The following is a 12,410-nucleotide window of genomic DNA, read 5'->3' as shown; positions in this document are numbered from 1 at the left end:
GGAGTGAAGGTGTCTAAAGACAATGCGAAAGCCCCACATGTCATAGATTTAGCAGTGCTGAATTCGTATTTATCTTCTGCGTGCCCGAGTATTGGGCGCGTCAAAAGCGCTGAGAAATTTGAGGGTGGGCAATCGAACCCGACGTTTAAGCTTACTACGGACAACGGCGTCTACGTGTTACGCCGTCAACCTCCGGGTAAGTTACTGAAATCGGCCCATGCAGTTGACCGAGAATTTCGCGTTATCAACGCGTTGCAGGGCTCAGAAGTGCCTGTGCCCAAAGCGTACCATTTATGTGAAGATGCCAGCATAATCGGTAGCATGTTTTACATTATGGCCTATGTTGAAGGTGACATTTTCTGGAATAGCGCACTGCCTGAAATAGCATCTTCTGCTACTCGTGGTGCTATGTATGATGAAATGAACCGGGTGCTTGCAGCGCTTCACAGTGTAGATATTGAAAGCGCAGGCTTACGCGATTATGGAAAGCCTGGCAGCTACTTTGAACGTCAGCTAAGCAGGTGGACAAAGCAGTATAGAGCGTCAGAACTTGAGCATGTTGAAGAAATTGAAAGTCTTATTCAGTATCTTGAGGCCAACCTGCCAAAAGATGATGGTCAAGTCTCGTTGGTCCATGGCGATTTTCGTTTAGACAATATGATGTTTGATATGTCTGACCCTAAAAACCCAAGAGTAGTCGCGGTGCTTGATTGGGAATTATCAACGTTGGGGCATCCGTATGCCGATTTGGCTTACCAATGTATGCAGTTGCGCCTTCCCTCTGACATTGCGCACGCAGCTGGGTTAGGTGGTTTAGACAGAGAGCAGTTAGGCATTCCAAGTGAACAAGAATATATCAATGCGTATTGCGAGCGAAGAGGTATTGATGCCATTAGCAATTGGAAGTTTTACCTCGCATTTAGTTTTTTCCGTTTAGCCGCTATTTTACAAGGCGTGGTAAAACGCGCACACGATGGCAATGCGTCAAGCGAGAAGGCTATGCAATTAGGCGCAATGGTGCGACCTCTGGCGCAAATTGCGAACCAAACCATTCACCAAAGCGAATAAACGCCATATAACCTATTTAATGACAGGTCATGCTATCAATAGCGTGCTCGTCGAACAAAGCAACTGGAGACAGTATGAAAGCAATTGTATGCGAATCTTTTGGACCACTTGAAGAACTTCAATTTAAAGACGTTGCAGACCCAGAAGTAAAAAAAGGGCATGTAGTCGTAAATGTTGAAGCCGCAGGGGTGAACTTTCCAGACGGACTATTGGTGCAAGGTCTGTATCAAATGCAGCCAGACTTCCCGTTTATTCCTGGCAATGAAGTGGCAGGCACCATATCTGAAGTAGGTGAGGGCGTAAGCCATTTAAAAGAAGGGCAACGAGTTATTGCGTTGTCTAACTTAGGTGGTTACGCAGAAAAAGCGCTGATCCCTGCCACTCATGTTATGCCATTACCTGATCCCATCCATGTTAATGAAGGGGCTGCGCTAGTAACTGCGCATGCGACAGCACATCACGCGTTAAAGCAGCGCGCAAAACTACAGCCTGGCGAAACACTGGTTGTGACCGGCGCAGCGGGTGGTACTGGCTTAGCGGCAGTGCAGATAGGCAAAATCATGGGCGCTAAAGTGATTGCAGTTTGCTCAACAGAAGAAAAGCTGGCGCTTGCTAAAGAGTATGGCGCAGATGTTTTAATTAACTACAAAGAAAAAGATCTAAAAGAAACGCTGAAAGAAGTCACAGGCGGTAAAGGAGTCGATGTAGTTTATGAATGCGTGGGCGGTGACACATTCCACGCTTGTAGCCGCAGTATGGCATGGGAAGGGCGTTTACTTGTGGTCGGCTTTGCAGGCGGTGAGATCCCGAAATTCCCGGTTAATTTAGCGCTGGTAAAAGGCTATTCTGTCATGGGCGTATTTTGGGGCTCGTTTACTCAGCACGATCCAAAAGGCTTCGCGGAAAACATGCAAGAGCTTTTAACTTGGTATGTGCAAGGTAAGGTTAAGGTGGTCGTAGATGAAGCATTACCCTTAGAACAAGCAACGAAAGCCATGGCCAAGGTCATGAACCGGGAAGTGAAAGGAAAGATGGTGCTTGTGCCCTGATCCTAAAAGCCTGACAAGAAGGTAACTTAACGAAAAGCCTGAACATTTGGTGTTCAGGCCTTTTTTGTTAAAATTGCTTTATTCCATAAGCCACATTCGCGCACTTCTTCCTGGTACATAGAATTTGTGCCACTGAGTTGTAATATATTGCACATCATTACTTAACGTATCGCGGTAATTTCTATACCACCACAAATTGTCCGTAGATGTATCTACCCATATATCTTGGCCGTCTGCGCATTTATTAATACCCACAACGCCTTGATGGTCACGCTTGAAGAAAATAACGCAGTCATTATGACTTACCATTTGCATGCCACTGCCCTGAACTCCGTTATGGAATTTAACCATACCCTTGATGTCATCACGCTTGTACAAATCTACCCAACGATTATCACCACTTTCATTGTTATCTGAGTACAGTAATGGAACACCACCATCACGCCCTAGTACATAGGCATTTGCCAAATGTTCGTCGGTAGGGTCAAGTAACTGGTAGCGGAAGCCGTCGTTTAGCGGGATGTCGTGAGTAATACTAAATGTGATGGCCTTGTCGCCTGATAAAGCCTGACCGTACGCACCTGGGTCAACTAAGGCATTCATCGAACCACCGAAGCTAAATGCACTGCGTATTTGCGCGAAAAGCGGGAAGTCGTAGGCCGAGTGACCTGTTGCTGATAAATAAGGTGCAAGGAAGTTATCATACTCACTAGAGCCTGCACCGCCCGTGGTAATTATTTCTCCGAAAACATGCACGCCGTTTTTTATATTGCTGTCGAACACCGCGTTGATATGATAGTTGGTCATGTAACCATCGCTTGAATGTCAGCAGTGTCACTAAGTGGATTATCAATAACTCGATAGTCCTGTGGTTGATATCGCGCCCACCACTGGTCACCTGTCGATTTATAAGCAGGCGAAACAAGTACTTTGGTGTAACCAAGGTCCGCAATTTCCTGGGCTTTTGCGGCGACGTCGTCGTAGGTCCAGTTAAATGCGTGTAGTATAACGTCGGCATAGCTTTGATAACTTAATGTACTCAGTGCTGCGCCTATTAGAACGCCTGCCGCATGTTTCTTCATCTTCATAGTGTGTCCTATTTTATGTGGGAGCGAGATAAAAGATGAACAATCAAGATGCGCAGGGAAGGGAGTAAGGTTAGCTATTGCCACTGGGTTAGCGGCTCTTAGTTGCGCAGCACTGTTTGAATTTTTTGTTGCTACCGCAAACACAAGGTAGGTTTCTCCCGTATTTAATTTTGCCGCAGTCGTCGTGTAATACGCCGTCGTGATAACGCCACTTACCGTCTTCAACACTAAAATTCGACGTTTCGTGAAGCTGATACATGCTTTTATTCTCAAAATAGTAAGCAGTGAATTCAACAATGGCATTATTGGGCTTAGAGATGGGCTTGGAGATGGACTTTAAATTAGTCTTAGAGATTGGCTCGGCGTTGGTTTGCGCTTCGACTTTAGCGTCGGCATGTACAGTACTGTCTATCGAACTATCTTCAGTACTACTGACCAAGTTACCTACCAAGCTATCTACGGAGTTATCTACGGAGCTAGCCGCTAGAGTGGGGTGTACTTTAAGTGCGAACCATGTCGCACCTTGTGCGCTTTGCGCCAAATCCTCTACAGAAAGACCCTGCTGCTTTTCTTTGGTGTAGGTTTCAAGAATATATTGATAATGCGCTGTAGCGTAGGCTGAAAAACGGGAGCGCATAAGTTGCTCTGCAGAACTAGGGTGTTTATCACCCTTAATAAAAGGCCCGCAGCATTCGTCGAAGGATTTTGATGAGCAACAGTAGCAGCGCATAAGACAACTCGCAGTTTAAGAGTAAAACAAAGCGCTACAGTATAAGTATAAGTTGCGTGAGCCCCAACTTTTTTAGACGTAAATATTGCCGATATTCAAAGATTCCTTGGCGGTCCATGCCAGAGGGTACATGTCAGAGATTCCACGCCAAAGAGTTGTATGAAAATAGATATTTAGGTTTTGTTTACGCACCGCTACTCAGGCAAACGTAAAATGTAAGCATAAACAGGCTTTGTATTACCAAGGACCTAATGCTACGTTTTGTTCGTCATTAATGCTGTTAACACGTACATTCACTAGGCTGACAGAATAAAGCTCACACAGCTTTCTGATCATTTCACTGTCGGTTGGTTGAAGGTCTAAATCAATGTTTTCCACATACAGTGTTTTACACTGACCACCTGTAATCAGCTTACTGATCCATTCAGGCATTTTTTCTTTTTCAGGTTTTTGAATACGGATAGCGTGATCTACAGTTTTCGAAAACGACACCGTATTTGAAAGCAGATAATTCCAACCTTTGTCGTTACTTCCTTTTCCATTACCTTGTTTTTCGCTAGGAAACCCTTCTATCGGCAAAGGTAGTTGAACAACATTTGAAACCGAAGCGCGTAAAGCATTGAATCGTGAAACTGAAGATGTGTTCATAGTAAAACCCTTTATGCATTTGCCCTTAAGTTCATAAATCGAACTTCAGGAATATTGTTATTGATTGATACTGGTTTCTTATACAGCGTGTATGTGTATACAGTATTCTCAAAGGAGGACTTTGGCAAGTATTTAGTTGTACTTTTTTCACACAAATTGGTGTTTTCTCAGTAACTACATAAAAGATAATGGTTTTTTTGTGCTATCGAATTCTGAAGGAAGTATTCATACTCCGATTAAGGTAAGATGCGCGCGAATTTTAAATAGAAAACTACTGTATAAAGCTGGAGGAGCGTTGAGCGCATTAATACATTTAGGCTACTTGGGGATGTTCTTATCGGCATTTTTGGCAGCCACTATATTGCCTTTTAGTTCTGAAATCGTGCTTAGTGCTTTATACAGTAGTGGGTTGAACTGGGTGTTGTTGCTTGTTGTTGCTTCGTTGGGAAATGTACTTGGCTCGGTGGTTAATTATGCATTGGGCTTCAAGTTCGGAAAAGAAATTGCGACCGATAAGTTAAAAATGAGCGAAGCGGCGTTTAAACGTGCAAGCTACTCCTTTACAAAGTGGGGGAAGTGGAGCTTGTTTTTATGCTGGGTACCTATTATTGGCGACCCTATCACTTTAGTAGCAGGTGTACTTAGAAGCCCGTTTTGGTTTTTTATTCTCGCGGTAACGCTTAGCAAAACAGCGCGTTATGCTGCGTTGCTGTACGTGCTTGTTTAAAAGGTTTTCGACTTTAGTTTTCTCACACCACTGCGTTTTTGTCTCTCGACTTCTTTTGACTTTTCTTCTGATACCTCACATACCACTGCTTCATTCTTGGGCTCATTAATATCAGTCCAATCATCCAATACCAAACGGGCTCTTGCCAAAACGTCTTCTGCGACCAGCTGAAATGAAGTAGTGCAAGGGGCAGGATCAGGTAAATGCTGTTGTGAAGCTTCTGCCACTTTCTTCCCATATTGCGCTGGATACGCCTGAACGACGTAGCGGTGAGAGCAAAAAGAAGAAGTAACGCTGCCATGCCAACAATGATGTATGGCCTGCTTACTATCTCGCTAGCCACTAGTGCCATATCAAGCTGGATTTCAAACACAATGTATGTGAGCAGGTGTGCAAAGGCGTACACAAAGGTGTATACGCCAATCATACGTCTGAATTGCATCGGTTCTGGGCTTGGTAGCCATTTAGCAAGTGGGCTAAGAGTTAGCGTTAGTAAAAGAAAGTGAATTGCCCAGGTTCCAGTCTCATTGATGAGCGTGTTTACAGGGTCTGGACCAAGCTGATCGGTTACCCCTGCAAAAAACAACCAGGCGATATAGCCCAATGCGAAAAGGTGAATAAGACCTTTTAGGCTGCGGCGTTGCCAAACAGAGAGTCGAAATGGTTTTTTTCTTAACGGCATTAAATGAACAACTTAATAATAATGTTTAATAGCTTCGGTCATGAGATATTGGTTAGAAGGGCTAGCTATTTACTCGTCGCCCTATAAAACGTACCAGCTAGTAATAACGGGATAAGTCCATATCTTTGTATAGCGGCGCGACTTCGCTGTAACCGTTGAACATTTGGGTGTCGATGCGATTTCTGGCGAGTAGCCCACCTGTGGTTATTCTACGCTCGCTGGCCTGGCTCCACCTTGGGTGCGACACGTTTGGATTCACGTTGGCGTAAAAGCCATACTCGTTGGCGGCCAGTCGATTCCATGTGGTAGGCGGTTTCTTATCGGTAAGGCGAATTCTCACAATAGACTTAATGCTCTTAAAACCATACTTCCACGGTACAACAAGCCTGATAGGCGCACCGTTTTGAGGTGGCAAGGTCTTCCCGTAAAGACCAACCGACATGAGCGTTAACGGGTGCATGGCTTCGTCAAGACGCAAACCCTCTACGTAAGGGTAATCAATACCACCACCGGTAAAGCGGCTTCGTTGACCGGGCATTTGCTCAGGGTCGTATAGGGTTTCAAACGCCACATACTTGGCTGACATTAATGGCTCGGCTTGTTTTAACAACGCCCCCAACTCAAACCCAATCCAAGGCACCACCATCGACCATGCTTCCACACAGCGCAAGCGGTAAATGCGTTCTTCAAGGGGAAAACGCTTTGTTAAGGCATCGTGATCAAGCTCAATGGGGTTTTTAACCATCCCGTCAACTTTTAACGTCCATGGATTAGTTTGAAATTCAGTCGCATTTTTGGCTGGTGCACCTTTAGATGTGCCAAACTCATAGAAGTTGTTGTAGCTGGTCACTTTATCTTCAGGCGTTCGGGTTTCCGTTATTTGAAACTTAGGGGGCTGACTAAACTCCAGCGCCTTTCCCTTAAACGCTGCCTTCTCTTCTTCATCTTCCCAAAACCAACCGGCAGCGCCTGCCGACTTCGCCAACAGCGTAGACGCTCCCACAAAGCCCATAGATTTGAGCAATGAACGGCGATTCATATAAACGCCTTCATTGGTTACGTCGTTATCAGTTAATTTTACTGAGGGTTTAAATGGTTTTGGCATTACGTCACCTAAATTATGATAAGACTATGAGAAATGGTCGTCACTTCGCCCAGTACATTTAGCTACGTTAATGTAACGAGTAAGTTCAACATAATAAAAAAGACCGAGAGTACGGTCTTTTCATTTCAATTAATTTGGAAAAACAAAACAATCTACATATGCAGACTATCTTGAATACCGCCTTGTTTAGGTGAAAAGATATTACTGTATAGGCGAGATGCGAATTCATCGGTCATACCCGATATATAGTCGGCGAGAACGCGCATACCATTGCCGCTCTCACAGGCCTTACGCCAGCGAACTTGGGTGTTTTCGGGAAGTAAGCGGTCAGGATCTGATGCAAAGGCTTCAAAAAGCTCCATAACCACCAGCTGTCCTTTGTATTCAAGAAGCTGCACATCGGGGCGGCGTATTACTTTGTTAAACACAAAGCGTTTGAAAAGCTCCAAGGCTTGTGCAAAATGTTCAGGCATTACGGCGTTGAACGCCAGTAACGGGTGAGCGAAACCCTCAACGCCTTTTATTTCAATAGCTGTAATAAAGCTATTTACCAGCGCGCCTATGGCATTTTTCCTTTCGTGATGTGCAGCGCTAAATAGCTTATTGGTTAGCACTTCTATATTGTCTGACAGCCACGGTACATCTAGCGCTTTTAGCGGGGTGGTTACATCCTCGACAAAATGATGCTTGTCGACCATATCCATTACAATGGCATCTTCTAAGTCGTGAATGCCATAGGCGATATCGTCAGACAGTTCCATAATTGAGCAGTCGAACGATTTAAATTGCGTTTTACTGTGTGCATTCAGTTTTGCAGTAAACTGCATAAACCCATCTTTATCTTCATTGCTAAATGGCGCAAGTAGCCAGTCGAATAGGGGCTCATCGCAGCGAAACAGACCTTTTGGCGGATGCCAGTCGTGGGCCTTTACCTGACGAAGTGAAACAGGGCGCTCTGGCGTAGGTCCTTTACTATGAAGGGCATCGATAAAGTTTGGATATTTAACCAAGCCTAACACGCTTCTTCTGCATAAATTCATGCCGTGTTCGGCGGTATAGGGCTCTAACTGAGTGATGATCCTAAAAGTTTGTCCGTTTCCTTCAAACCCGCCGTATTGGTGCATCATGTAATTAAGCGCAATTTCACCACCATGGCCGAATGGGGGATGACCAATATCGTGAGCCAAGCAGAGGGTTTCGATTAACGTAGGATCAAGCGCTAACGTCGTGGCGATATCTGGAAATTTCACCCAAAGTTGGGCAGTAATACCGGTGCCAATTTGGGCGGCTTCTAGAGAGTGGGTTAATCGAGTGCGATAGAAGTCGCTCAGCCCCACACCGAGCACTTGCGTTTTTGCCTGTAATCTACGAAAGGCGGCGCTATGAAGAACGCGTGCTTTATCACGTTGATACGGATTGCGGTGATCGCCGTCTCTTGTTTCACTGCGGGGTAAACGACGCTCGTGTAATGCTAATTCCCAATCGCTTGTTGCCAAAAAAACCTCGCTGCCTTGCTATGTATGCTACTTCTATTCGTCAGTATAGTGATTTATGGGCTGTTAGCCGCCTCGCTCACATATCGTCTTGCGTAATTTCATCAAGACTTAAAGAAAAGCTTGGTACGTAACGCGTTAAGAAGTAGTCCACCTCTTCAGAATGATATTCTTTAAGGGTTTTATCTAATCTTTTCTTAGCCAGCTTAAACTCTTGGTTACCAGCAGCTAATTCTTCAAGCGTTTTTAGGTAAGCGCAAAGTACGTCTGCTGCTTTCACAATAAAAGCTTCTTCTTCACTATGGTAGTGATGATCAATAAGCGCCGCATAGTCTTCTCGAAATGCCTCTGGTGCCATTTCAATTAGCTTGTTCTCTGCAATTTTTTCGATCTTTTTATATTCTTCTTTAATCGCAGGGTTAAAGTATTTCACTGGGGTAGGGAGGTCTCCGGTGAGTACCTCCGACACGTCGTGAAATATTGCCATGGTAGCAATACGATCAGGGTTTAGTGTGCCGCCAAAAAACTTATTTTTTATTAAAGCAAGTGCGTGGGCAACCATGGCCACCTGCAAACTGTGCTCCTGCACATTTTCTGTGCGCACGTTGTGCATTAGCGGCCAGCGATTAATAAGCTTTAAGCGCGCCAGGTGCGCAAAAAAGTGACTTTTATCAGACACATTACGCCCCTTGCTTATACGTTCTAAAGAAGTTGCCAATACGATGCAGAGCAGGCACCAATACATCGCTGTGCGGTAAAAATACTAATCTGAAATACGTGCCTTCAGTAAGGTTAAACGCGCGACCATGTACCAGCAGAATTTTTTCAGAGCTTAATAAGTCCAGCACCATTTGTTCGTCGTTTTGAATGTTGAATTTCTTCTCATCCACTTTAGCGAAACAATACATGGCACCTTTAGGTTTAACGCACGAAATACCGTCAATGCCGTTTAGCATATCTGTAGTCACGTCGCGCTGAATGCGAAGACGCCCGTTTTCTTTCACCAAGTCGTCAATGCTTTGATAGCCGCCTAACGCAGTTTGAATAGCACTTTGACACGGTACGTTAGCGCACATCCGCATGGAAGACAGAATATTAAGCCCTTCAATATAGTCAGACGCTAATCGCTTATTGCCGCTGACTACAAGCCAGCCAGAGCGAAAGCCCGCCACACGGTAGTTTTTGCTTAAACCGCCAAAGGTAACAAAAAAAACATCGTCAGCCAGTGAAGCGATACTGGTGTGCTTTGCTTCATCGTAAAGGATTTTGTCGTAAATCTCGTCGCTAAATACAACAAGTCCGTGTTCGCGGGCGACTTCAACTACTTCTTGCAACAGGGCTTTGTCGTAAACTGCACCGGTAGGGTTGTTAGGGTTGATCAGTACAATCGCGCGAGTTTTACTGGTGATTTTACTTTTTATGTCGTCAATATCTGGAAACCAGCCTGCTTGCTCGTCGCAGCGATAATGAACGGGTGAACCTGACGAGAGGCTAACTGCTGCTGTCCAAAGCGGGTAGTCAGGGCTTGGAATAAGCACTTCATCGCCATGATTAAGTAGCGCCTGCATTGCCATCATAATTAACTCAGATACGCCGTTACCAATATAAACGTCGTCTACACGGATGTCTTTAATGTTGCGCTGCTGGTAGTACTGCATCACGGCCACACGGGCAGCATAAATTCCTGTCGAGTCTGAATATCCTTGAGACGTAGGCAGGTTATGAATAACGTCTTTTACGATATCGTCAGGGGCTTCAAATCCAAATGGGGCAGGGTTACCGATATTCAGCTTTAATATGCGGTGTCCTTCGTCTTCCATTTTGCGTGCTTGCGCAGCGATTGGGCCTCTAATGTCGTAACAAACGTTATCTAATTTATGTGAGCGAGATACAGTTTTCATGGTCTATCTGGTTGATTTACATACCCTGAGATTATCGCAATACACAGCCATATGCGATGGCCTTTTTGCAGTATTTCTGCTTTAAGCACTACTTTTTTCACCAAGTGGCTATTTATTGACCATATAATGAGATGAATGATCCGCTTGTCACTTAAGTATAAATTTCATGTTAATAACTTGTGAACTTTTCATTCAGCGCCTATCGTAGTAGTAAGGCGTGTATAAAAAACGCGTTAGTAACAAACAGGCTAACAAGCAGAGGTGATAAGAATATGTCGCACCATTTCAAAGAAACACCAGAGAATGCAATCACGCAAAGTGGTATAGCACGCGTTATTCCCTGTAAAGAATTAGACGTTGGCGACCCTATAAAATGGTTGTCATTGGCATTACGAGACGCTATGCGCGCACCAGGTCTCACATTGTTTTATGGCGTTCTTTTCACGGTTATTCCGTGGTTCATTATGTACTTGGTTGAAATGACAGGTTGGCACTTAGTTATTTTACCCGCCATTGTTTGCTTTATGTTGGTAGGTCCATTTCTGGCTGCTGGTCTTTATGATGTGAGCTGGGAAATGGAGAAAGGCCATAAGCCCACGTTACGCCATTCTTTACGCGCAATGCGCAGAAATGCGTTTAACGAGTGGGGCTTTGCCATTTTACTTATGGTGATGATGATATTCTGGTTGCGAGTTGCATCGCTAATCCATGCACTTTATCCGCCTTACATAGAAAACGATTTAGAAAGCTTATTACCGTTTTTAGCGCTAGGCACAATTGTCGGTGCGGGTTTTACATTGGCTATGCTTTTTATTACGGCGTTTACCCAACCAATTTTGATGGAACGCAAAGTAGACCTTGCCACCGCAGTATTAACCAGTGTTAACGCAGTGTGGCTTAATAAGGTGCCCATGCTTATTTGGGGCGCGATCATCTTTACCACCGTTGCGATTGGTTACGTAACCGGGTTTATTGGTTTTATCGTGTTAATGCCCATTATCGGCTACGCGTCATGGCATGCTTATATTGATGCCATTGAAACTAAGCGCGAACGCAAATATGAGTAATCGCCCACGTTTTCTGTAATTTAATTACGGAAATGGTGAGGTTTTCTGTACATTAGATGCGCTTTACCATTAAATATTTTGTTAAAATTACAGTTTTAAGGCCCCAAAAGGGGCCTTTTTATACTTAAGTCTTATATTTCTTTCTTCCTACAAGTTCCATCGCTAGATATATTAGTAATATGTAATCTAAATTAATCTCAATAAAACAGTGATTTAGCCTAGTAACAATGGTGTAACAAACTGATTTACCACACATTTACCCCCATTACACAATCATTCAACAGAAAAGTTTTAATTCTTGATGCATAAATAAAGGGCGTTGAGCGAATTGTTGATTGTTCAGCTTTGTTCAACCAAAAACTAAGAGTTTGCCACAAACTTGATTAAAGCCTTTATCTACACATTGAGGAATTAAACATGAAACCAGTTAAATCGAAACTAGCCAACGCGGTAAAAGTTCTAGCTGTAACTGCAAGCGTAGCATTTAGCGTTAACGCAACTGCCGCAGCACCACAAAAAGACATACGCTTTGTAGGCGAAACCCAATTCGCAGGGTTTTGTAAAGCAGTGATAAATGATGACGTTAGAGTACTTCGCTCTAGTCTTTCACGTAACGTAGGACGCATTGGTGCTAGTCAGCGTGAAGTGTTGCGTATGGTAACGTCTGAAGAAGGGTTGACGTGCAATGGCAGTAGCCTAATTGAGTTTTCAGTTGAGCGTCACGCTGATGCCGTACATGAATACTTAACGTCGCGTAGCTAAGGCGTTGATTGCGGTTACGATAAATCCAGAAAAAGCGGGCTAGCTTGCACTCGTCGTCAATCACGTTGACGTAAATGGTGAAAACTAGAC

The 12,410-nt window shown here is 44.2% G+C and carries 14 protein-coding genes; 5 read left to right on the top strand and 9 right to left on the bottom strand.

All coding sequences use genetic code 11. The annotated features are described in order from the left end of the window. Window positions 1-9 precede the first annotated feature (9 nt). Together MHM87_RS14910 and MHM87_RS14905 are read left to right on the top strand one after the other, a co-directional pair. Window positions 10-1,068, top strand: a complete 1,059-nt coding sequence (locus MHM87_RS14910) for a phosphotransferase family protein (protein ID WP_239259875.1) — start codon at window positions 10-12, stop codon at window positions 1,066-1,068. A gap of 74 nt (window positions 1,069-1,142) precedes the next feature. Then, window positions 1,143-2,117 (top strand): NADPH:quinone oxidoreductase family protein, encoded by a 975-nt coding sequence (locus MHM87_RS14905; RefSeq protein WP_014949760.1) that lies wholly within the window; start codon window positions 1,143-1,145, stop codon window positions 2,115-2,117. Window positions 2,118-2,195: 78 nt separating this feature from the next. On the opposite strand, the gene MHM87_RS14900 is transcribed toward MHM87_RS14905, so the two are convergent. The 4 genes from MHM87_RS14900 to MHM87_RS14885 all read right to left on the bottom strand — a co-directional run bounded on the left by MHM87_RS14900 (window position 2,196) and on the right by MHM87_RS14885 (window position 4,583). After that, window positions 2,196-2,924, bottom strand: a complete 729-nt coding sequence (locus MHM87_RS14900) for a hypothetical protein (protein WP_239259872.1) — start codon at window positions 2,922-2,924, stop codon at window positions 2,196-2,198. Further along, window positions 2,921-3,205, bottom strand: coding sequence for a hypothetical protein (locus MHM87_RS14895; protein ID WP_239259870.1), 285 nt, complete (start codon window positions 3,203-3,205; stop codon window positions 2,921-2,923). Before MHM87_RS14895 ends, MHM87_RS14900 begins: the two co-directional genes overlap by 4 nt. An 88-nt stretch (window positions 3,206-3,293) precedes the next feature. Next, a complete protein-coding gene (locus tag MHM87_RS14890; protein WP_275443743.1) occupies window positions 3,294-3,935 on the bottom strand; it encodes a YchJ family metal-binding protein in 642 nt (213 codons plus the stop codon). A gap of 237 nt (window positions 3,936-4,172) precedes the next feature. Then, window positions 4,173-4,583 carry a hypothetical protein gene (locus tag MHM87_RS14885; RefSeq protein ID WP_014949757.1) on the bottom strand — a complete coding sequence of 137 codons (411 nt, stop codon included), beginning with the start codon at window positions 4,581-4,583 and terminating at the stop codon, window positions 4,173-4,175. Window positions 4,584-4,911: 328 nt separating this feature from the next. On the opposite strand from MHM87_RS14885, the gene MHM87_RS14880 reads away from it, so the two are divergent. After that, window positions 4,912-5,310 carry a YqaA family protein gene (locus tag MHM87_RS14880; RefSeq protein ID WP_239259941.1) on the top strand — a complete coding sequence of 133 codons (399 nt, stop codon included), beginning with the start codon at window positions 4,912-4,914 and terminating at the stop codon, window positions 5,308-5,310. 22 nt (window positions 5,311-5,332) lie between these two features. Here the strand turns inward: MHM87_RS14880 and MHM87_RS14875 are convergent, their stop codons facing one another. The 5 genes from MHM87_RS14875 to MHM87_RS14855 form a co-directional block, all read right to left on the bottom strand. Then, entirely contained in the window at window positions 5,333-5,992 is a 660-nt protein-coding gene (locus tag MHM87_RS14875) for a protein-methionine-sulfoxide reductase heme-binding subunit MsrQ (RefSeq protein WP_239259866.1), read from the bottom strand. 97 nt (window positions 5,993-6,089) lie between these two features. Continuing rightward, a complete protein-coding gene (gene msrP, locus MHM87_RS14870; protein WP_239259864.1) occupies window positions 6,090-7,097 on the bottom strand; it encodes a protein-methionine-sulfoxide reductase catalytic subunit MsrP in 1,008 nt (335 codons plus the stop codon). Window positions 7,098-7,249: 152 nt separating this feature from the next. After that, complete coding sequence (locus tag MHM87_RS14865; RefSeq protein ID WP_187446797.1) at window positions 7,250-8,593, bottom strand: anti-phage deoxyguanosine triphosphatase; 1,344 nt, start codon at window positions 8,591-8,593, stop codon at window positions 7,250-7,252. Window positions 8,594-8,669: 76 nt separating this feature from the next. Then, on the bottom strand, window positions 8,670-9,269 hold the full coding sequence (yfbR, locus tag MHM87_RS14860) for a 5'-deoxynucleotidase (protein WP_012519109.1): 600 nt from the start codon (window positions 9,267-9,269) through the stop codon (window positions 8,670-8,672). A 1-nt stretch (window position 9,270) separates the two neighbouring features. After that, window positions 9,271-10,491: a pyridoxal phosphate-dependent aminotransferase gene (locus MHM87_RS14855; protein ID WP_014998627.1), complete on the bottom strand. Its 1,221-nt coding sequence runs from the start codon at window positions 10,489-10,491 to the stop codon at window positions 9,271-9,273. Between the two features lie 272 nt (window positions 10,492-10,763). Between MHM87_RS14855 and MHM87_RS14850 the strand changes: the two genes are divergently transcribed. After that, complete coding sequence (locus MHM87_RS14850; protein ID WP_239259862.1) at window positions 10,764-11,558, top strand: DUF2189 domain-containing protein; 795 nt, start codon at window positions 10,764-10,766, stop codon at window positions 11,556-11,558. A 417-nt stretch (window positions 11,559-11,975) separates the two neighbouring features. Further along, window positions 11,976-12,320 carry a DUF3718 domain-containing protein gene (locus tag MHM87_RS14845; RefSeq protein WP_239259860.1) on the top strand — a complete coding sequence of 115 codons (345 nt, stop codon included), beginning with the start codon at window positions 11,976-11,978 and terminating at the stop codon, window positions 12,318-12,320. Window positions 12,321-12,410 lie beyond the last annotated feature (90 nt).

It is taken from the genome of Alteromonas sp. Cnat3-28 (assembly GCF_022348265.1).
In the GTDB taxonomy this organism is placed as follows: Bacteria; Pseudomonadota; Gammaproteobacteria; order Enterobacterales; family Alteromonadaceae; genus Alteromonas; species Alteromonas macleodii.
The sequence above is the reverse complement of the archived record's forward strand: the minus strand, read 5'-3'. Positions and strand labels throughout refer to the sequence as shown.

Bases quoted from the DNA above. Each gene is read 5' to 3' on its own strand.
- MHM87_RS14900 (WP_239259872.1), bottom strand. From the start codon at position 2,924: ATGACCAACTATCATATCAACGCGGTGTTCGACAGCAATATAAAAAAC.
- MHM87_RS14905 (WP_014949760.1), top strand. From the start codon at position 1,143: ATGAAAGCAATTGTATGCGAATCTTTTGGACCACTTGAAGAACTTCAA.
- MHM87_RS14875 (WP_239259866.1), bottom strand. From the start codon at position 5,992: ATGCCGTTAAGAAAAAAACCATTTCGACTCTCTGTTTGGCAACGCCGC.
- MHM87_RS14895 (WP_239259870.1), bottom strand. From the start codon at position 3,205: ATGAAGATGAAGAAACATGCGGCAGGCGTTCTAATAGGCGCAGCACTG.
- msrP (WP_239259864.1), bottom strand. From the start codon at position 7,097: ATGCCAAAACCATTTAAACCCTCAGTAAAATTAACTGATAACGACGTA.
- MHM87_RS14880 (WP_239259941.1), top strand. From the start codon at position 4,912: ATGTTCTTATCGGCATTTTTGGCAGCCACTATATTGCCTTTTAGTTCT.
- MHM87_RS14845 (WP_239259860.1), top strand. From the start codon at position 11,976: ATGAAACCAGTTAAATCGAAACTAGCCAACGCGGTAAAAGTTCTAGCT.
- MHM87_RS14885 (WP_014949757.1), bottom strand. From the start codon at position 4,583: ATGAACACATCTTCAGTTTCACGATTCAATGCTTTACGCGCTTCGGTT.
- MHM87_RS14855 (WP_014998627.1), bottom strand. From the start codon at position 10,491: ATGAAAACTGTATCTCGCTCACATAAATTAGATAACGTTTGTTACGAC.
- MHM87_RS14850 (WP_239259862.1), top strand. From the start codon at position 10,764: ATGTCGCACCATTTCAAAGAAACACCAGAGAATGCAATCACGCAAAGT.
- MHM87_RS14890 (WP_275443743.1), bottom strand. From the start codon at position 3,935: ATGCGCTGCTACTGTTGCTCATCAAAATCCTTCGACGAATGCTGCGGG.